General features: G+C 54.8%; 9 protein-coding genes, 1 tRNA gene and 4 rRNA genes. 10 read left to right on the top strand and 4 right to left on the bottom strand.

The genetic code is table 11. The annotated features are described in order from the left end of the window. Positions 1-14: 14 nt before the first annotated feature. A complete protein-coding gene (locus tag QUE41_RS21410; protein ID WP_286340967.1) occupies positions 15-398 on the bottom strand; it encodes a hypothetical protein in 384 nt (127 codons plus the stop codon). A 141-nt stretch (positions 399-539) separates the two neighbouring features. Between QUE41_RS21410 and QUE41_RS21405 the strand changes: the two genes are divergently transcribed. The 9 genes from QUE41_RS21405 to QUE41_RS21365 all read left to right on the top strand — a co-directional run bounded on the left by QUE41_RS21405 (position 540) and on the right by QUE41_RS21365 (position 12,757). Then, positions 540-1,457 (top strand): acyl-CoA desaturase, encoded by a 918-nt coding sequence (locus QUE41_RS21405; protein ID WP_286340966.1) that lies wholly within the window; start codon positions 540-542, stop codon positions 1,455-1,457. Between the two features lie 118 nt (positions 1,458-1,575). Next, positions 1,576-2,751, top strand: a complete 1,176-nt coding sequence (locus QUE41_RS21400) for an MFS transporter (protein ID WP_286340965.1) — start codon at positions 1,576-1,578, stop codon at positions 2,749-2,751. 69 nt (positions 2,752-2,820) lie between these two features. Beyond that, the gene (locus QUE41_RS21395; RefSeq protein ID WP_286340964.1) at positions 2,821-4,257 is read left to right on the top strand and encodes an NAD-dependent succinate-semialdehyde dehydrogenase; all 1,437 of its coding nucleotides are present in this window, start codon (positions 2,821-2,823) and stop codon (positions 4,255-4,257) included. Between the two features lie 122 nt (positions 4,258-4,379). Further along, positions 4,380-5,801: a cytochrome c oxidase accessory protein CcoG gene (gene ccoG / locus QUE41_RS21390; protein WP_286340963.1), complete on the top strand. Its 1,422-nt coding sequence runs from the start codon at positions 4,380-4,382 to the stop codon at positions 5,799-5,801. 391 nt (positions 5,802-6,192) lie between these two features. Next, a 16S ribosomal RNA gene (locus QUE41_RS21385) occupies positions 6,193-7,747 on the top strand. 359 nt (positions 7,748-8,106) lie between these two features. Next, positions 8,107-10,993, top strand: a 23S ribosomal RNA gene (locus tag QUE41_RS21380). Between the two features lie 92 nt (positions 10,994-11,085). Further along, a 5S ribosomal RNA gene (gene rrf / locus QUE41_RS21375) occupies positions 11,086-11,200 on the top strand. Together the 16S, 23S and 5S rRNA genes with 1 tRNA gene alongside form the textbook arrangement of a ribosomal RNA operon. Before the next feature lie 58 nt (positions 11,201-11,258). Further along, positions 11,259-11,335 (top strand) — tRNA-Asp (locus QUE41_RS21370). 384 nt (positions 11,336-11,719) lie between these two features. Beyond that, positions 11,720-12,757, top strand: coding sequence for an IS110 family RNA-guided transposase (locus tag QUE41_RS21365; RefSeq protein WP_286339505.1), 1,038 nt, complete (start codon positions 11,720-11,722; stop codon positions 12,755-12,757). A gap of 456 nt (positions 12,758-13,213) precedes the next feature. Here QUE41_RS21365 and QUE41_RS21360 read toward each other — a convergent pair whose 3' ends face one another. The 3 genes from QUE41_RS21360 to QUE41_RS21350 form a co-directional block, all read right to left on the bottom strand. Beyond that, positions 13,214-13,615 (bottom strand): nitrous oxide-stimulated promoter family protein, encoded by a 402-nt coding sequence (locus tag QUE41_RS21360; protein ID WP_286340962.1) that lies wholly within the window; start codon positions 13,613-13,615, stop codon positions 13,214-13,216. A gap of 46 nt (positions 13,616-13,661) precedes the next feature. Next, positions 13,662-15,932: a nitric-oxide reductase large subunit gene (locus tag QUE41_RS21355; protein ID WP_286340961.1), complete on the bottom strand. Its 2,271-nt coding sequence runs from the start codon at positions 15,930-15,932 to the stop codon at positions 13,662-13,664. 216 nt (positions 15,933-16,148) lie between these two features. Beyond that, a complete protein-coding gene (locus QUE41_RS21350; protein ID WP_286340960.1) occupies positions 16,149-17,744 on the bottom strand; it encodes a cation:proton antiporter domain-containing protein in 1,596 nt (531 codons plus the stop codon). A gap of 554 nt (positions 17,745-18,298) precedes the next feature. On the opposite strand from QUE41_RS21350, the gene QUE41_RS21345 reads away from it, so the two are divergent. Further along, positions 18,299-19,853 (top strand): 16S ribosomal RNA (locus tag QUE41_RS21345). The last annotated feature ends 282 nt before the right edge of the window (positions 19,854-20,135 follow it).

The raw sequence follows: 20,135 nt of genomic DNA, 5'->3' as shown, positions 1-20,135 counted from the left end.
ATACTCAGGTGAGATCAGACTTCGTACGTGAGGCTGGCCCGGTAGGTCAGGTTGGACTCTCGCCATCCTGCGGTGCGATCAGGAGGGGAAGTCCGCCGGTGAAACCATGGCTGGGGCAAAGGGGTAACTTCCAGCTCTTCCTTAATGGCGGGAGGCTGAGGCCAAACAGCCTCTGCCCCGGTCAGCTCGTTGCCTCCCTGCTGTTTGGGGTGCTTGAAACTGGATGCCTGATGTGTGGCCGCCGTCAGTGTCAGGGCGGTGGCTTCTGCGGCCTGGGCATTGAACTGATGTTCGTTGGCCAACTTGCTGGCGGTGAGGGGCTGGGCGCACAGCAACACCAGCAGCAGACCGAGCAGACTGCTGACTAGCTGAGTACGGTAACGACGTGATGTTTCCATCTTCCCCTGGCCTCTCCATTTACCCAATCTCTAACATCGGGTCTGATGCTGAATAAATCAACATTCATTTGACTGTTGGCCAGTGATCGCCAAGGCAGTTGCTTTCGTAGCTAGAGGTCTGAATCTGCTAAGGAGTGACCCATGAGCCACTGGAAAATCTGGCTGGACAATGAATCTGCCCCCCTGGATGACCCTCATAGTCGTCGCTTCAATCTGGTGCGTTGCCTGCCCTTTATCCTGTTGCACCTGAGCATTCTGCTGGTGTTCTGGGTGCCGGCCTCGGCCTTTGCTCTTGGTGTGGCTCTGACGCTGTATTTGATTCGGGCCTTCGCCCTGACCGCATTTTATCACCGCTATTTTGCCCATAAGAGCTTTCGCACCCACAGATGGGTGCAGTTCCTGTTTGCCTTTATTGGTGCCAGTGCGGCTCAAAGGGGGCCGCTGTGGTGGAGCGGTCACCATCGCCAGCATCACAGGCACACGGACAAGGAGGGGGATCTCCACTCCCCCAATCAGGGGTTTTGGTGGAGTCACATGCTGTGGTTCACCTGCAACGCCAGCTTTGCCACCCCCTATAAACAGATTCCCGAATTCAGCCGTTTCCCTGAATTGCGTTGGCTGAACCGGTTCGATTGGGTTGCGCCTTTGACTCTGATCGGGACTCTGTTCCTGCTGGGGCAGCTTTGCGCCACCTATTTTCCCGGACTGAACACCAACGGACTGCAGCTGGTGGTTTGGGGGTTTGTGGTGTCGACGGTCGCGCTTCTTCACGCCACCTTGGCGGTGAACTCTCTGTGCCACCGCTTTGGCCGGCGGCGGTATGACACCGATGACCTGTCTCGCAATAACTGGCTGGTGGCCCTGCTCACCCTGGGAGAGGGATGGCACAACAATCATCACAAGTATCCAGGCGCGGCCAGAAATGGGTTCTACTGGTGGGAACTGGATCCGACTTACTGGGGGTTGAAGCTGATGGAGCGTCTGGGGTTAGTCTGGCAGCTGCGCCCGGTGCCCGCCCAGGCCTATCAAGGTTCGAAGCTGGCGCAAAACCCACAATAGAAATCCGTTGTCCTGACCATAAAAAGGTTTCGTTTTACTCCAACTCACCTCGGCCTCACCATGCCGCCGATCGCCGGGAATGGGTCCCTATGGCGACAGGGTGAAGTTGGAGAAGGCTGTGACCGAGTCTGTATTGTCCCGGAAGGAGTCCGGGGTGATGGCTCCCATTGGGGGGCTGTTTTTGTTTGCTGTGGCAACTGGCTACCTGATGAGTCTTTTGCCTCTGTCTGTTGCCGGGCTATCTATGCCCCCGGAGATGGCGGCCTGGCTGGCCAGTGCGCTCTATGGCGGATTGCTGTTGGGTGCCCTGTTCGTCGAGCCTGTGGTGATCCGTCTCGGGCATCGCCCGGCCCTGATGATCTCACTGCTGGTGCTGTCGGCTACCGTCGCGGTGATGTCTGCCCTGCCCCACCCTGTGGTCTGGTTGGCTATGCGACTGCTGGCGGGCGTTGCCACCGCCGGTGTCTTCGTGGTGATTGAGTCCTGGTTACTGCTGGTGGAGGATGAGCGTCAACGCGCCGGTCGGCTGGGCCTTTACATGGCGGCGCTTTATGGGGGGAATGCCCTGGGCCAGTTGATGATCAACCTGCTGGGGGTCGGGGGAGCCTGGCCGCTGCTGGTGGTGATGGGGCTGATGTTGCTGGCGGTGGTGCCGCCCTTACTGGGTCGCTCCGTGAATGTCGTCCCTGCCGGGGACGGCCACTCGGCACCCTTGGCCCTGAGAAATGTCAGCATGCCCGCAATCCTGGGATGTGTCATCTCCGGATTGGTGCTGGGTCCCCTTTATGGATTGATGCCGGTTTTCCTTCATCAGCAGGCGCTGGTGTCTGAACTGACCGGGGTGATGATGGCCCTGGTGGTTCTGGGGGGGATGGCGGTGCAACCCCTGGGTAGCTGGATGTCTGCCCGAATCAGCAAGACTCTGCTGATGGCTCTGTTCAGCCTGGTGGGGGCCATGGCCACGGTGATCCTGGTGCTGGCATCCTCAGCTTTTGAGTTTGGCCTGGGGGTGCTGCTGTTGGGGGCGTCTGCCTTTGTTCTCTACCCTCTTGCCATCAATCAGGCCTGTGAGGGCCGGGCCTCGGCTCAGGTTGTTCGCATCACTCAACTGATGCTGATCAGCTACAGTCTGGGCTCGGTTGCGGGCCCCATGCTGGCACAGATGCTGAGCCTTGTTTCAATCGGGCTGCCGCAGTATTTCGGGGTGGTGTTTCTGGCCACCTCTGTTTACATGCTGGTCTGTGCGGCGCGACGAGTGCCCGCCATGATGGAACCGCCTGCGGGAATGGAGTGATCGATACCCTGTTCTGCCCAGGGCTTAGGTGCTACCGTGGACTGAGTGAATCAATGGCAGGGACAGGGTATGACCAAGCTGCATAAGGCGTATATCGGCGGCCAGTGGCTGGCGGGTAACCAGGGAAGCTTTGAGGTGGACGATCCTGCCACGGGAGAGATTGTGGCCAAGGTGGCGGACGTCAGCCTCGAGCAGGTGGAACAGGCCATTGAAGCGGCCCACCAGGCCTTTGGGTCCTGGCGGCGATTGTCTGCTCAAGAGCGGGCCGATCTGCTGCTGGCCTGGTACCACAAGGTTGGAGAAAACCGACAACGGCTGGCGGAAGTGATCACCCTGGAGTCGGGCAAGCCCATAGCCGAAGCGTTGTCCGAGGTGGACTATGGCGCCAGTTACCTGCGCTGGTATGCCGAAGAGGCCGTGAGAGCCAATGGCCGAACCCTCCCAACTCTGCCCGGAGGCCGGCGTCCGATGACGTTGAAACAGCCTGTGGGCGTCGTTGGGGTCATTACTCCCTGGAACTTTCCCCTGGCGATGATTGCCCGCAAAGTGGCGCCGGCGTTGGCGGCGGGCTGCACCCTGGTGATCAAACCTGCGGCGGAAACGCCTCTGACAGCCCTGCTGCTGACCGGGCTTGCCGAGGAGGCCGGCCTGCCCCCCGGGGTGATCAACCTGGTCCCCGGCACCGATGCCGCAACCATTGGACACCGTCTGTGTACCCACCCTAAGGTGCGCAAGCTTTCCTTCACCGGGTCGACGGCGGTGGGACGAATCCTGATGGCTCAAAGTGCCTCGGGTATTCAAAGACTGTCTCTTGAGCTTGGGGGCAACGCCCCCTTCCTGGTGTTTGACGACGCGAACCTGGAGGCGGCGGTGGAAGGGCTGATCGCCTCCAAGTTCCGAAACAGCGGTCAGACTTGCGTCTGTGCCAACCGCATCCTGGTTCAGCGTGGCATCTATGACCCATTCATCCGGCGGCTGAAGACCCGTATGGCATCCCTGACTCTGGGACCCGGTTCCCTGCCTGGGGCCGATCTGGGTCCCCTAATCAGTGACCGGGCCATCGCCCGGGTCGAGTCTCTGGTTGACCAGGCTTTGGAGGCTGGCGCTGTGAAGACCCTGGGGGCTGGCCGGGTTGGTGAGGCTAGCCGCTACTACTCCCCTACTCTGCTGGAGTCGGTGACGCCACAGAACCCAATCTGGTCCCAGGAGATCTTCGGTCCAGTGGTGACAGTGACGCCGTTCGACACCGAAGAGGAAGGGATTGCCCTGGCGAATCACACCGAGGCCGGGCTGGCCAGCTACCTGTTCAGTGACACCCTTTCCCGGGCGATGCGAGTGGCAGAGTCTCTGGACTATGGCATGGTGGGCATCAATGAGGGGATCATCTCCAGCGCCACCGCTCCCTTTGGCGGCATCAAGAGTTCAGGCCTGGGTCGTGAAGGCGGTCAGGAGGGACTGGATGAGTACCTGGAGACGAAATATCTTTGTCTCGGCGGCATGGGTTAAGTGTGATCCAGCTAACAGTTGTTCCACGTACCTAGCATACCTGGGTCTCAATTAATAATGGTTTGTTAGAAAAAACTGATATAATCCGCACCGAGTTGTAAACATGGAAAGGTTTTGCAGTTATGGCCCCTCGAAATAGCGATGCGCAAGCCAAGCCCATCAAGGTGCAGGCAGCGGATCCCCGCAAGATGGACAGGTTCAATCCCCGCAATCGAATCTACGTTCGAAAATCCTTAGGTCAATGGACCAATTTGCGCCGTCAGATGGGCTGGGTGTTCATGATCCTGTTCCTTGGCCTGCCCTGGCTCCCCTGGGGGGATCGCCCCGCGGTGCTGTTCGAACTGGCCCAAAGAAAGTTTTACGTTTTCGGCCTGGTGATCTGGCCCCAGGATCTGCTGTTGCTGGCCTTCCTGTTTATGATTGCTGCCTTTGCCCTGTTCTTCTTTACCACCTATTTGGGGAGGGTGTGGTGTGGCTACACCTGTCCGCAGACGGTGTGGACCTTCATCTTTATCTGGATAGAGGAGAAGGTTGAGGGTAACCACAATAAGAGGATGAAGCTGGATAAGGCCCCCTGGAGTGCCGATAAGGTCAAACGCAAAACAGCCAAACACGGATTGTGGTTGCTGGTGTCGCTGATCACTTCCCTGACCTTCGTCTCCTACTTCTATCCGGCTACCGAACTCTATCTGGATTTCTTCAGCGGCAACGCCAGTGGCGGCGCCTACTTCTGGGCCGTGTTCTTTACCCTGGCCACCTACGGCAATGCGGGCTGGATGAGGGAGATCATGTGCCTGCATATGTGTCCCTATGCCCGATTCCAATCGGTGATGTTCGACAAGGACACTTTCTCCGTGGGGTATGACGCCACTCGAGGTGAAACCCGCGGTCCCCGAGGTCGTAAGCAGAACCCCAAGGAGATGGGACTGGGTGACTGCATCGACTGTAATCTCTGTGTTCAGGTGTGCCCCACTGGCATCGACATCCGTAATGGCCTGCAGTATGAGTGCATCAACTGTGGTGCCTGTGTGGAGACTTGCGACGATGTGATGGCCAAGATGGGTTACGACAAAGGCCTGATCGCCTACACCACAGAGCGCAAACTCGAAGGGGGCAGCAGCAATGTGATGCGTCCCAAGCTGATCGGTTATGGCATCGCCATGGTGGTGATGTGTGTGGCCTTCGGCGGGATGGTCGCTGCCATCAAGCCTCTTGAGGTGGACGTCATCCGCGACCGCAACATGCTCTACCGTGAAACCAATGAGGGGCTTATCGAAAACGTCTATACCCTCAAGGTGCTCAACAAGAGCGAGGCTCCGGTAACTTTCGACCTGAAGGTCGAGGGGCTGGAGGAGTATGAGTGGGGTGGACCTCAACAGGTGGTCGTAGGTGGTGGCGAAGTGGCCAGTGTTCCCGTGGCCCTGTCGGTGGACCCCTACTATCTGAAAGAGGCGGTCATCGACATCGACTTTGTTGCCAGCGGCGATGTGGACCAGACTCGGGTTACCGACATCCAGGGTTCCCGTTTCATCAGTGTGAGATAAAACGGGTAAAAGTGTAAGAAAACGGGCCTTGTGCCCGTTTTTTATTCGAAAGGAATATTTTTATAATTTTCCTCTTGCGTAACGAATTCAGCTCCCTATAATGCGCTCCCTGTCGACGGGGCACAGCGGGTCATCAAACACCGCGCTGAGCAAAACATCGACACCCGGAAAAACCTTTGAAAATAGGGCTTGACGGGGGATGAGGAAAGCGTAGAATGCGCAGCCTCAGCAACGAAAACAACGTTGCACTGCTCTTTAACAATTAGTCAGACAATCTGTGTGGGCACTCGCGCAGGATTGATATCTCATATATCAATGTTGCACTGAGTGACTATAACAAGTTAATTCAGTAATTCATTGAGTCGGAATTTTCGGATTCCAAAAAACTTTTTAATTGAAGAGTTTGATCATGGCTCAGATTGAACGCTAGCGGCAGGCCTAACACATGCAAGTCGAGCGGAAACGACAGTATTGAAGCTTCGGTGGATTTACTGGGCGTCGAGCGGCGGACGGGTGAGTAATGCTTAGGAATTTGCCCAGTCGAGGGGGACAACAGTTGGAAACGACTGCTAATACCGCATACGCCCTACGGGGGAAAGAGGGGGATGCTTCGGCACCTTTCGCGATTGGATAAGCCTAAGTGAGATTAGCTAGATGGTGAGGTAATGGCTCACCATGGCGACGATCTCTAGCTGGTTTGAGAGGATGATCAGCCACACTGGAACTGAGACACGGTCCAGACTCCTACGGGAGGCAGCAGTGGGGAATATTGCACAATGGGCGCAAGCCTGATGCAGCCATGCCGCGTGTATGAAGAAGGCCTTCGGGTTGTAAAGTACTTTCAGCGAGGAGGAAAGGTTAGCGGTTAATACCCGTTAGCTGTGACGTTACTCGCAGAAGAAGCACCGGCTAACTCCGTGCCAGCAGCCGCGGTAATACGGAGGGTGCGAGCGTTAATCGGAATTACTGGGCGTAAAGCGCATGCAGGCGGTCTGTTAAGCGAGATGTGAAAGCCCCGGGCTTAACCTGGGAACTGCATTTCGAACTGGCAGACTAGAGTCTTGTAGAGGGAGGTAGAATTTCAGGTGTAGCGGTGAAATGCGTAGAGATCTGAAGGAATACCAGTGGCGAAGGCGGCCTCCTGGACAAAGACTGACGCTCAGATGCGAAAGCGTGGGGAGCAAACAGGATTAGATACCCTGGTAGTCCACGCTGTAAACGATGTCTATTAGGAGTCTGTGCCCTTGAGGCGTGGGTTCCAAAGCTAACGCATTAAATAGACCGCCTGGGGAGTACGGCCGCAAGGTTAAAACTCAAATGAATTGACGGGGGCCCGCACAAGCGGTGGAGCATGTGGTTTAATTCGATGCAACGCGAAGAACCTTACCATCCCTTGACATCCACGGAAGCTTTGAGAGATCGAAGTGTGCCTTCGGGAACCGTGAGACAGGTGCTGCATGGCTGTCGTCAGCTCGTGTTGTGAAATGTTGGGTTAAGTCCCGCAACGAGCGCAACCCTTGTCCTTAGTTGCCAGCGCGTAATGGCGGGAACTCTAGGGAGACTGCCGGTGATAAACCGGAGGAAGGTGGGGACGACGTCAAGTCATCATGGCCCTTACGGGATGGGCTACACACGTGCTACAATGGTCGGTACAAAGGGTTGCGAGCTCGCGAGAGTCAGCCAATCCCATAAAGCCGGTCGTAGTCCGGATTGGAGTCTGCAACTCGACTCCATGAAGTCGGAATCGCTAGTAATCGTGAATCAGAATGTCACGGTGAATACGTTCCCGGGCCTTGTACACACCGCCCGTCACACCATGGGAGTGGGCTGCACCAGAAGTCATTAGCTTAACCTTCGGGAGGGCGATGACCACGGTGTGGTTCATGACTGGGGTGAAGTCGTAACAAGGTAGCCCTAGGGGAACCTGGGGCTGGATCACCTCCTTACGAAATAGATACGGTTTTGCGTTGAGTGTTCACACAGATTGTCTGAAATCATCCTTAGGGGTGATTTTGGCGTTTTTGCTAAGGCAAAAACTTGCTCTTTAACAATTTGGACAAGCTGATAATTTCTCGAGATATTTGCAATTTTTGCAAGTGCCTTGAATATCTGGCGATAGATTAACGTATTGGTTGTTTAAACAATTAATGCAATCTCAAAACTCGGTATTGCGCTGGGATTTGATTTCCAATTGAGGAAGCGCTTGAGCGAGCGAGGGAGTTAACTTCTGTTAATGACCGACGCGAGTGAAAGGGCTGACGACAAGTGGGAAGCAAAGAACAAGCAAGACCCATTGGGGTTGTATGGTTAAGCGACTAAGCGTACACGGTGGATGCCTAGGCAGTCAGAGGCGATGAAGGACGTACTAACTTGCGATAAGCGGTGATGAGGCAGTAAGAGCCATTTGAGTCACCGATTTCCGAATGGGGAAACCCGGCCGCATAAGCGGTCACTGTGCACTGAATACATAGGTGTACAGAGCGAACCAGGGGAACTGAAACATCTAAGTACCCTGAGGAAAAGAAATCAATTGAGATTCCCTAAGTAGCGGCGAGCGAACGGGGATTAGCCCTTAAGCACAGAGGGTGTTAGTGGAAGCTTCTGGAAAGTAGCGCGATACAGGGTGATAGCCCCGTACACGAAAACTAACTTTGTGTGAAATCGAGTAGGACGGGACACGTGATATCTTGTCTGAACATGGGGGGACCATCCTCCAAGGCTAAATACTCCTGACTGACCGATAGTGAACCAGTACCGTGAGGGAAAGGCGAAAAGAACCCCTGTGAGGGGAGTGAAATAGAACCTGAAACCGTGTACGTACAAGCAGTGGGAGCCCTTCGGGGTGACTGCGTACCTTTTGTATAATGGGTCAGCGACTTACATTTTGTAGCAAGGTTAACCGAATAGGGGAGCCGTAGGGAAACCGAGTCTTAACTGGGCGAATGAGTTGCAAGGTGTAGACCCGAAACCCGGTGATCTACCCATGGGCAGGTTGAAGGTTGGGTAACACCAACTGGAGGACCGAACCGACTAATGTTGCAAAATTAGCGGATGACTTGTGGGTAGGGGTGAAAGGCCAATCAAACCGGGAGATAGCTGGTTCTCCTCGAAAGCTATTTAGGTAGCGCCTCGTATCTCACCATTGGGGGTAGAGCACTGTTAAGGCTAGGGGGTCATCCCGACTTACCAACCCTTTGCAAACTCCGAATACCAATGAGTGCAATTACGGGAGACACACGGCGGGTGCTAACGTCCGTCGTGGAGAGGGAAACAACCCAGACCGCCAGCTAAGGTCCCAAAGTTCTAGTTAAGTGGGAAACGATGTGGAAAGGCTCAGACAGCCAGGATGTTGGCTTAGAAGCAGCCATCATTTAAAGAAAGCGTAATAGCTCACTGGTCGAGTCGGTCTGCGCGGAAGATGTAACGGGGCTAAACTAGACACCGAAGCTGCGGATGCACACTTGTTGTGCATGGTAGAGGAGCGTTCTGTAAGCGGTTGAAGGTGTGTCGAGAGGCATGCTGGACGTATCAGAAGTGCGAATGCTGACATGAGTAACGTTAAAGCGGGTGAAAAACCCGCTCGCCGGAAGACCAAGGGTTCCTGTCCAACGTTAATCGGGGCAGGGTGAGTCGACCCCTAAGGCGAGGCCGAAAGGCGTAGTCGATGGGAAACGGGTTAATATTCCCGTACTTCTTCTTACTGCGATGGAGTGACGGAGAAGGCTAGGCCAGCGCACTATCGGATGTGCGTTTAAGGTTGTAGGCGGTGTGTTTAGGCAAATCCGGACACACATTACGCTGAGAGCTGATGACGAGGTGCTACGGCACTGAAGTGGTTGATGCCATGCTTCCAGGAAAAACTTCTAAGCTTCAGGTAAGAAGGAATCGTACCCCAAACCAACACTGGTGGTCAGGTAGAGAATACCAAGGCGCTTGAGAGAACTCGGGTGAAGGAACTAGGCAAAATGGTACCGTAACTTCGGGAGAAGGTACGCTGCTGACGGTGATGGGACTTGCTCCCTAAGCTGTCGGCAGTCGCAGATACCAGGTGGCTGCAACTGTTTATCAAAAACACAGCACTGTGCAAACACGTAAGTGGACGTATACGGTGTGACGCCTGCCCGGTGCCGGAAGGTTAATTGATGGGGTTATTCTTCGGAAGAAGCTCTTGATCGAAGCCCCGGTAAACGGCGGCCGTAACTATAACGGTCCTAAGGTAGCGAAATTCCTTGTCGGGTAAGTTCCGACCTGCACGAATGGCGTAATGATGGCCACGCTGTCTCCACCCGAGACTCAGTGAAATTGAATTTGCGGTGAAGATGCCGTATACCCGCGGCTAGACGGAAAGACCCCGTGAACCTTTACTACAGCTTGGCACTGAACATTGACCCTACATGTGTAGGATAGGTGGGAGGCTTTGAAGCGTTGTCGCTAGATGACGTGGAGCCGTCCTTGAAATACCACCCTTGTAGTGTTGATGTTCTAACCTGGGCCCCTGAATCGGGGTTAGGGACAGTGCCTGGTGGGTAGTTTGACTGGGGCGGTCTCCTCCCAAAGAGTAACGGAGGAGCACGAAGGTTGGCTAAGTATGGTCGGACATCATACGGTTAGTGCAATGGCATAAGCCAGCTTAACTGCGAGACAGACACGTCGAGCAGGTACGAAAGTAGGTCATAGTGATCCGGTGGTTCTGCATGGAAGGGCCATCGCTCAACGGATAAAAGGTACTCCGGGGATAACAGGCTGATACCGCCCAAGAGTTCATATCGACGGCGGTGTTTGGCACCTCGATGTCGGCTCATCACATCCTGGGGCTGAAGTCGGTCCCAAGGGTATGGCTGTTCGCCATTTAAAGTGGTACGCGAGCTGGGTTCAGAACGTCGTGAGACAGTTCGGTCCCTATCTGCCGTGGGCGTTTGAGAATTGAGAGGGGCTGCTCCTAGTACGAGAGGACCGGAGTGGACGAACCTCTGGTGTTCCGGTTGTCACGCCAGTGGCATTGCCGGGTAGCTAAGTTCGGAATCGATAACCGCTGAAAGCATCTAAGCGGGAAGCGAGCCTCAAGATGAGTTCTCACTAGACCTTCAAGGTCTCTAAAGGGCCGTCCAAGACTAGGACGTTGATAGGCAGGGTGTGTAAGCGTTGTGAGGCGTTGAGCTAACCTGTACTAATGACCCGTGAGGCTTAACCATACAACACCCAATGGGTTTTGATATCCCAGATATAGAAAGCGCTTGCGAGAATGCAAACGAGAAAACAGCTTGTGCGAATTGTTCCAAATTCGTCTGACGACCATAGCGCTGTGGTCCCACCTGATCCCATGCCGAACTCAGCAGTGAAACACAGTAGCGCCGATGGTAGTGTGGGAGTTCCCATGTGAGAGTAGGTCATCGTCAGGCACCAATTCCTTGATGTGAGAGTGCTAATCAGTCTCTTGCGTCAGGCATAAAATTCGGCGGAGTGGTAGTTCAGTTGGTTAGAATACCGGCCTGTCACGCCGGGGGTCGCGGGTTCGAGTCCCGTCCACTCCGCCAACAAATCGAAAAAGCCCGTAGCTAACGCTACGGGCTTTTTTCGTTTATCGCTCCCAAAAACTGCTGTGCAGTTTGGTCGCGTGGCTGGGCGCCCCCGTACGAGTCCGTCCACTCCGCCAACTATTTAGATAAAACCCAGCCTTGAGCTGGGTTTTGTCGTTTCTGCTGTTTATAACTTCCAGGTTGCTGAGAGAAGGCTACGAAGTGCTCCCGTCACCACACGCACAATCGTCTCCCTGGTGCACGCCAGGGTCCAGTGGCTTTCTTTCGACCCTTAAATCAAAGACTCTGGATACCGGCGTGCGCGATGTATGGACTCCTCCCTCCCCTAAGGGGCTAGAGTTAAGTCACCACAACCGCTCTAACAGCGAAAGGAGCCCATACATGCTTAACCTTAATATCATCGGCATCGACCTGGCAAAATCTTCTTTCCAAGTGGCAACGCTCAGTCCGGAACATCAAGTGTTGAATAACCGCAGTATGTCACGCGCACGACTTGAGCAATGGCTGGCCAAGCAGAAACCCTCCATTGTTGCCGTGGAGGCCTGTGGCTCCGCCCACTACTGGGGCCGCTTCGCTGAATCTTTTGGCCACTCCGTCATGATCATCGCCCCCAAAACAGTCACCCCATATCGGCAGGGCCATAAAACCGATAGCAACGATGCACTGGCCATCGCGATAGCAGCCCGTCAGCCAAGCACTCGCTCTGCAGCAGTCAAATCGGTTGAACAACAAGCTTTGCAAAGCATTGAGCGGATGCGTCAGCACTGGCTGGATCATAACCGCTCAACCAGCAACATGATGCGTAGCTTGCTCTATGAGTTTGGTATCACCATCGCCAAAGGGAATACAGCACTTATACGGATCATGCCAGAGCTTCTAGACGGCTCGTCTGAGCTTCTTCCTCAGGCCTTCAAAGCTCAGCTTTCAAAGGTGTACCAGCAATGGCAACGGGGGAGAGATGAGCTCAAACAAATAGAGAATCAGCTATCAGAATTGATAAAGCAGCAGTCGCCCTGCAAGAGGCTCATGAAGCTTGAAGGCGTTGGCGAGGTTAATGCCTTGGCCTTGTATCTCATCTTAGGTGAGCGTGGTGAAGGGTTTAAGAATGGCCGGGAAGCCGCGGCCTGCATTGGAGTGACGCCTAAACAATTCAGTACCGGGGGCGTCACTTCTTTAGGTGGTATTGGCAAGCGGATTGGCCATAAGCGGCTGCGCGCCAACCTGATTCAGGGGGCATTAGCTGTGGCCATGCAATTAGGCCGTAGGCCACCTAAGACACTCAAAGAAAAATGGCTGTTGGCAATTATCGAGCGACGCGGGCTTCGACGTGCGGCAGTGGCGCTAGTTAACAAAACCATTCGCACTGCCTGGGCCATGTTGCACCGAGATCAGGATTATCAACAACCTCAAGCTATCTAACCATCGATTCAAGAGTTAAGAGTGACAACCAAGAGCGCATAACAAACAGGTGAGACCGACCACCAAGAGCCTGATCTTGCCGGCGAGAATTCAATTCCGCGTTCGCGTAGAGGCATGGTGGTGCGAAAACATCAGTGGCCAGGGATCGCAACCCATCAAGAGCCCGAATATACGCCTGCATCTTACTTTGTCTGTCTGCGCTGGAGGTTGAAACTCGGGAGGAGTCCATATACCGGCATGACAGTGCTGGGGGGAGCCGCATTAGGTTGAAATTAGACTCTCTGCGAACCTGCAGCTGTGAGGTAAGACAGCGGATCTGTTGGCGGCAATAGGGTTCTAGGGGAGGCGCAGAGTCATCGATAGGTATGGTGTGTGCGAGCCCCCTCTCTAGGGTTGGAGAGTAGTTCGATGTGGGGTGAGTTGGATATAAAAAGGGGACCTTGAAGGTCCCCCGAGTCATTGTTTCTGTTTGGCTGCGGCTTTGCGCCGGGCATATTGGCTGGCGCCTGCCGGAGGCTTCTCCGGTATGGGGCGGCGCTTATCCAATATATGTTGAACCGCTTCTATGGGGTGCCGGTAAAGCATCCTTGGGCCGGAGTAGATCATCGCCTTTCTTGCCTGAGCCCTGGGCTCAGGTTTGTAGCAGTGGATGGGGCATCGTGCGCAGTCCGGCTTAGTCTCGCCATAGGGGCAGCGATCCAGTTTCTGCTCAGCGTAGTTCAGCAGAGACAAACAGTCGGGGCAAAGACCATTGGTTCTCAATTCCGTCTGGCAATGGGCCTTGCAGTAGATCTGCAGCATATGCTTGATGGTCTTGTGTTCTTTGGCCAGTCTGCCTGTCAGTATCTCTGAGCTCATCTGTGTACTCCGTATATGGGGCACTGCTGTGCCCCATGTCTTGCTATCAGGCGGTAGCCAGTTTTTTAGCGCGTTTGGCGGCCAGGCTGGCCTTTACCAAGCCAAAGAGGAACATGGCGATAAACATGCCACCTACGGCAAACAGGATATCACCAGGCACTCGCCACCACACCAACTGTCGTACCAGGTCACTCTGAAGAACTTCAGGTGAGCGTGCGAACCAGTAGCCGTGGTCGATGGCGGCAAAGAACTGGATGATGCCAACGGGAAGCAGAGACATCACCAGCATCGCCATCAGGCCGATGTTCATGCACCAGAAGGCCCATTTCAGCAGGTTCTGATTCCAGCCGCGCCCTTTACTGAGTCCCATCATACAGAACAGCATCAGGCCGATGCCCAGCATACCGTATACACCCATAAAGGCACCGTGTCCGTGGGCGGCCGTGGTGTTCAGTCCCTGCACATAGTAGAGCGAGATGGGAGGGTTGATCAGGAAGCCTAACATGCCGGCACCAAACATATTCCAGAAGGCGGTCGCCACGAAGAACATGATGGCCCACTTGTAGTTGGTCATCCAGCTGGCCGCGTTGCGAAGACGATACTGCTCATAGGCCTCAAAGCCGATCAGTGCCAGAGGGACCACCTCCAGGGCGGAGAAGATGGAGCCCCAGGCCAGTACCGACGTCGGAGTACCGGTGAAGTACCAGTGGTGCGCGGTACCGATGATTCCTCCGGAAAGGAATATCAAGGTGGCGAACAACACCGCAGCGTTGGCACTGCGGGCACGAATCAGTCCCAGGCGGACAAACATCAGGGCAATCACGGCGGTGGCAAAGGTTTCAAAGAAGCCCTCTACCCACAGGTGAACTACCCACCAGCGCCAGTACTCAGCCATGGCCAGGTTGGTGTGTTTGCCCATCATCAGGCCAGCGCCATAGAACAGACCAATGGCCACCACCGATACATAGAGCAGCCAGATCACCGGTTTGTGGTCGTTTTGCTCGCTGAGTGCGGGGCGAATGGCGGCGGTCACCAGGCCAAGCCAGATAAGCAGGCCGACCATCAACAGCATCTGCCAGAAGCGCCCCAGGTCGATGTACTCATGCCCCTGGTGACCAAACCAGTAGCTCAGATCGATGTCCAGCACCTGCTGAACCGCCAACCATTCCCCGGCCATGGATCCCAGAACCACGATCAGCAGGGCCAGCCAAAGCAGGTTTACACCCAGCTTTTGCCACTTGGGCTCACGGCCTCCGGAGAGTGCTGGCGCGATATAGAGCCCGGTTGCCAGCCAAAGGGTGGCAATCCAGAACACCGCGAGTTGAGTGTGCCAGGTTCGGGTCAGGGAGTAGGGAAGGATATCGGACAGGGGGATACCGTAGAACTGTTGGCCTTCAACCGCGTAGTGGGCGGTGATCCCACCCAGGACGATCTGCAGCATGAACAGGCCGATGGCAGTGAGGAAGTACTTGCCCAATGCACGCTGAGAGGCAGTGGGTTGGTGGCTGAAGATGGGGTCTTCCTTCGCCGGGGTCGGCAGAGGGTCATGCTTCAGGGTGGAGTGGTACCAGGCCAGCGCTGCGACACCAAAGATCAGCACCACCACGGACAAGATGGACCAGACCGTAATGGAGGAGGTGGGCTGGTTGTCCACCAGGGGCTCATGGGGCCAGTTGTTGGTGTAGGACACGCCGGGCTGGTCTGCGCGATCGGTGGTGGTTGCCCAGGCACTCCAGAAGATGAAGGCGGTCAGGTCCTGGCGTCGCTCCAGGGAAGGCAGGGTACCCTCCTTCATGGCGTACTGTTCCCTAAGGGGCTGAAGTTCAGGATCATCACTGAACAGGGAGAGGTAATGCGCCTGAACCCGGTTAATGGCATCAAAGCGGGTGTTGGATATGGTGATGGTGCCATTGGCCGGGTTATAGCGATTGCGACGAACGTCCGCTTTGAGTTCGGCCTGCAACCCGCCTTGGCGAGCTTCGCTCAGGGTCTCGTAAGCTTGGCCAAACTGATCCTGGGCCTGGATTTCGAGCCAGGCCATCAGTTCTCTGTGCAGCCAGTCGGCACTCCAGTCTGGTGCAACATAGGAGCCGTGGCCCCAGATGGAGCCCAGTTGGTGGCCACCCATGGAGCGCCAGGCCATCTGGCCCTGTTGAATATCCTCTTCGGAGAAAAGTACCCGGCCATCATCGCTGACGACCTGTGTAGGAATGGGGGGCATTTCTCGATAGGTACTGCTGCCCATGGAGAGCAACACGGTGAAAGAGGCGAGACAGGAGAGTATCAGCGCCCAAAGTATGATTTTTTGTCGACTCATAACCGTACCTGCTATCTGGTTTTGTCGTTTGTTGAGGGTGAGTTATTTAAAGGTGCATTTTCAATGCATCAATAGATTGGGAAAACCTTAGTAAAATACTCAAGTATTGGCAACGGACGATTTGCAGGAAGGAGAGGGTTGAGATCTGGATCACGTATCGTCGGGGAGGAGTTACCCCTAAGGGAATAGAAAAGGGCGGCAGAGCCGCCCGGATTGTCAGAGAGAGGGTTTGCTGCTGAGGGAGCTGGGGAGGGTGTCCATAACCTGATCGGCCAGGCCGGTACCCGCAGCCTGATAGATGTTGTAGACGCTGTGCACCCCCATCTCCAGAAGAGCTTCCTCCTCATCGGGGTAACGCACAATCGCGGTAACCTTGCCTCGATAGTCACTGTTGAACAGCAGCTCGGCGGTATGCAGGTTACCCAGGTGGGAGGGCATCGCCAGTACGATCAGATCCACACTGGAGGTGGGCACCAACTTATCCCAGAAGTCTGAGTCAGTACCGTCACCCAGAACTGCATTGCGCTGCTCTTTGTGATGACGCTCGATGATCTCCTGCTTATGGTCAATACCGAGAACCTGACCTTGGTGCGCCTCATTGAGAGAGTCATAGGCTGCCGAACCGATTCGGCCCATACCAAAGATGAGGATCTTGGGCTCCCCCAGGTGGATGGGCTGATCCTCAGGATGAAGGGGGGTGCGCTGGCGATGTTGCAGTTTGGGCTGCAGCCAGTGGTAGAGGCCCTGCGCCATACGGTCCAATGGCGCGGCAATCAGGAAACTGAAGGCCACCATCAGTGCCATAACTCTCAGCCAGCTGGCATCCAGGGTGCCGGTGGCGATGGCAGCTGTCATCACAATCAAGCCAAACTCGCTGAAGTTGCCCAGTGTCAGCGACGACATAAAGGCGGTGCGTAACCTGAAGCGGAAAAACAGCAGTAGCCCGAGGAACAACATCAGCTTAAGGGGCAGCAGTATCAACAGAGTCAGCGCTGTGGTGATCTCTTCCATGGAGGGGATGCCTTGCTGGCCTATGGTAAGGAAGAAGGCGACAAGGAAAAGCTCTTTAAAGAGGAACAGGGATTTGGACAGCTCGGAAGACTTGGCGTGGCCAGCCAGGAGAATGCCCATAATCAGAGCGCCCAGATCCGGTTTCAGGCCTACGGCGCCAAACAGGGCGGCACCGGGGACCAATGCCATCACCAGGCCGAAGAGCACCAGCATCTCACCATGGCCACTGCTCTTCATCATCCTGAACAGCAGCGGTCGGAGCAGGGGCAGGGCCAATAGGGCAAATGCCCAGGGGGAGGGCCACACCCCCTTGCTTGCGGTAAGGTATACCACGGCAAAGATGTCCTGCATGATCAGAATGCCGATGGCGGTGCGGCCATAGAGTGAGGCCAAGTCGCCACTCTCCTCAAGAGTCTTAATGGCAAACACCGTGCTGGAGAAGCTCAATGCAAACCCCAGAGTCAGAATCTGGGTGTTGGACAGTTGGTCGAACATGCCCAGCCCAACCAGTGCCATTGTCTTAATAAAGAGCGCCGCAATGAAGACGGTGATCAGCATATGGGTGGTTGCCGTACCCCACACCTCTCGCCTGGCCAGGCTGCTCAGGTCCAGCTTCAGGCCAATGGCAAACAGCAGAAGCAGTACGCCGAGATCGGCGATGGGTGTCAGGAACTCCAAAGCATCGATGCCGGCGGCGTAGAGGGCAAAGCCTGCGGCCAGATACCCGATCAGCGGGGGAAGGCCGATGCGTACGGCCCCCAGGGCGAGGAGGAGAGGTATAAGTAGAAGGAGGGGATCCATCCAAAGTCTCCTTGAGAGTAATAGATGCCTGTATTGTAACCAGTTTAATTACACTTTAGTGGCTTACGCCTGAGAATTTCACGCCTGGAATTTTCGAGCTCAGTTACTGGTCAGGCCGAATTTACCTAATCTTCCTGCCTTTTATATTTAAGATTGTGGATAACTCTGTGGGTTTGTTGTGTGAATGCGGTGTGGTTAAGCGATTGGCCAATTATCCTGAAAAAAGTTTCAAAATCGCCTTGCCAAGTTAATCCCAGCCCCTATAATGCGCTCCCTGTCGACGGGGCAAAGCGGAAGGAAAACGGACGCCGAGCAAAACATCGACACCCGGAAAAACCTTTGAAAATAGGGCTTGACGGGGGATGAGGAAAGCGTAGAATGCGCAGCCTCAGCAACGAAAACAACGTTGCACTGCTCTTTAACAATTAGTCAGACAATCTGTGTGGGCACTCGCGCAGGATTGATATCTCATATATCAATGTTGCACTGAGTGACTATAACAAGTTAATTCAGTAATTCATTGAGTCGGAATTTTCGGATTCCAAAAAACTTTTTAATTGAAGAGTTTGATCATGGCTCAGATTGAACGCTGGCGGCAGGCCTAACACATGCAAGTCGAGCGGAAACGACAACAAAGATTCTTCGGATGATTTGTTGGGCGTCGAGCGGCGGACGGGTGAGTAATGCTTAGGAATTTGCCCAGTCGAGGGGGACAACAGTTGGAAACGACTGCTAATACCGCATACGCCCTACGGGGGAAAGAGGGGGATGCTTCGGCACCTTTCGCGATTGGATAAGCCTAAGTGAGATTAGCTAGATGGTGAGGTAATGGCTCACCATGGCGACGATCTCTAGCTGGTTTGAGAGGATGATCAGCCACACTGGAACTGAGACACGGTCCAGACTCCTACGGGAGGCAGCAGTGGGGAATATTGCACAATGGGCGCAAGCCTGATGCAGCCATGCCGCGTGTATGAAGAAGGCCTTCGGGTTGTAAAGTACTTTCAGCGAGGAGGAAAGGTTAACGGTTAATACCCGTTAGCTGTGACGTTACTCGCAGAAGAAGCACCGGCTAACTCCGTGCCAGCAGCCGCGGTAATACGGAGGGTGCGAGCGTTAATCGGAATTACTGGGCGTAAAGCGCATGCAGGCGGTCTGTTAAGCGAGATGTGAAAGCCCCGGGCTTAACCTGGGAACTGCATTTCGAACTGGCAGACTAGAGTCTTGTAGAGGGAGGTAGAATTTCAGGTGTAGCGGTGAAATGCGTAGAGATCTGAAGGAATACCAGTGGCGAAGGCGGCCTCCTGGACAAAGACTGACGCTCAGATGCGAAAGCGTGGGGAGCAAACAGGATTAGATACCCTGGTAGTCCACGCTGTAAACGATGTCTATTAGGAGTCTGTGCCCTTGAGGCGTGGGTTCCAAAGCTAACGCATTAAATAGACCGCCTGGGGAGTACGGCCGCAAGGTTAAAACTCAAATGAATTGACGGGGGCCCGCACAAGCGGTGGAGCATGTGGTTTAATTCGATGCAACGCGAAGAACCTTACCATCCCTTGACATCCACGGAAGCTTTGAGAGATCGAAGTGTGCCTTCGGGAACCGTGAGACAGGTGCTGCATGGCTGTCGTCAGCTCGTGTTGTGAAATGTTGGGTTAAGTCCCGCAACGAGCGCAACCCTTGTCCTTAGTTGCCAGCGCGTAATGGCGGGAACTCTAGGGAGACTGCCGGTGATAAACCGGAGGAAGGTGGGGACGACGTCAAGTCATCATGGCCCTTACGGGATGGGCTACACACGTGCTACAATGGTCGGTACAAAGGGTTGCGAGCTCGCGAGAGTCAGCCAATCCCATAAAGCCGGTCGTAGTCCGGATTGGAGTCTGCAACTCGACTCCATGAAGTCGGAATCGCTAGTAATCGTGAATCAGAATGTCACGGTGAATACGTTCCCGGGCCTTGTACACACCGCCCGTCACACCATGGGAGTGGGCTGCACCAGAAGTCATTAGCTTAACCTTCGGGAGGGCGATGACCACGGTGTGGTTCATGACTGGGGTGAAGTCGTAACAAGGTAGCCCTAGGGGAACCTGGGGCTGGATCACCTCCTTACGAAATAGATACGGTTTTGCGTTGAGTGTTCACACAGATTGTCTGAAATCATCCTTAGGGGTGATTTTGGCGTTTTTGCTTAGGCAAAAACTTGCTCTTTAACAATTTGGACAAGCTGATAATTTCTCGAGATATTTGCAATTTTTGCAAGTGCCTTGAATATCTGGCGATAGATTAACGTATTGGTTGTTTAATCGTATTAAGCAACTTCAGTAGTTTCTGCGCAGGAATTTGGTGCTTAGGTGAGGCGAAAGCCGAACGAGCGAGGGCGTGTGGTTCATC

The organism is Ferrimonas sp. YFM (assembly GCF_030296015.1).
Classification (GTDB): Bacteria; Pseudomonadota; Gammaproteobacteria; order Enterobacterales; family Shewanellaceae; genus Ferrimonas.
Note: the sequence above shows the minus strand (reverse complement) of the source record. Positions and strands in the feature narration are given on the sequence as shown.

Bases quoted from the DNA above. Each gene is read 5' to 3' on its own strand.
- QUE41_RS21410 (WP_286340967.1), bottom strand. From the start codon at position 398: ATGGAAACATCACGTCGTTACCGTACTCAGCTAGTCAGCAGTCTGCTC.
- QUE41_RS21405 (WP_286340966.1), top strand. From the start codon at position 540: ATGAGCCACTGGAAAATCTGGCTGGACAATGAATCTGCCCCCCTGGAT.
- QUE41_RS21395 (WP_286340964.1), top strand. From the start codon at position 2,821: ATGACCAAGCTGCATAAGGCGTATATCGGCGGCCAGTGGCTGGCGGGT.
- ccoG (WP_286340963.1), top strand. From the start codon at position 4,380: ATGGCCCCTCGAAATAGCGATGCGCAAGCCAAGCCCATCAAGGTGCAG.
- QUE41_RS21365 (WP_286339505.1), top strand. From the start codon at position 11,720: ATGCTTAACCTTAATATCATCGGCATCGACCTGGCAAAATCTTCTTTC.
- QUE41_RS21360 (WP_286340962.1), bottom strand. From the start codon at position 13,615: ATGAGCTCAGAGATACTGACAGGCAGACTGGCCAAAGAACACAAGACC.
- QUE41_RS21355 (WP_286340961.1), bottom strand. From the start codon at position 15,932: ATGAGTCGACAAAAAATCATACTTTGGGCGCTGATACTCTCCTGTCTC.
- QUE41_RS21350 (WP_286340960.1), bottom strand. From the start codon at position 17,744: ATGGATCCCCTCCTTCTACTTATACCTCTCCTCCTCGCCCTGGGGGCC.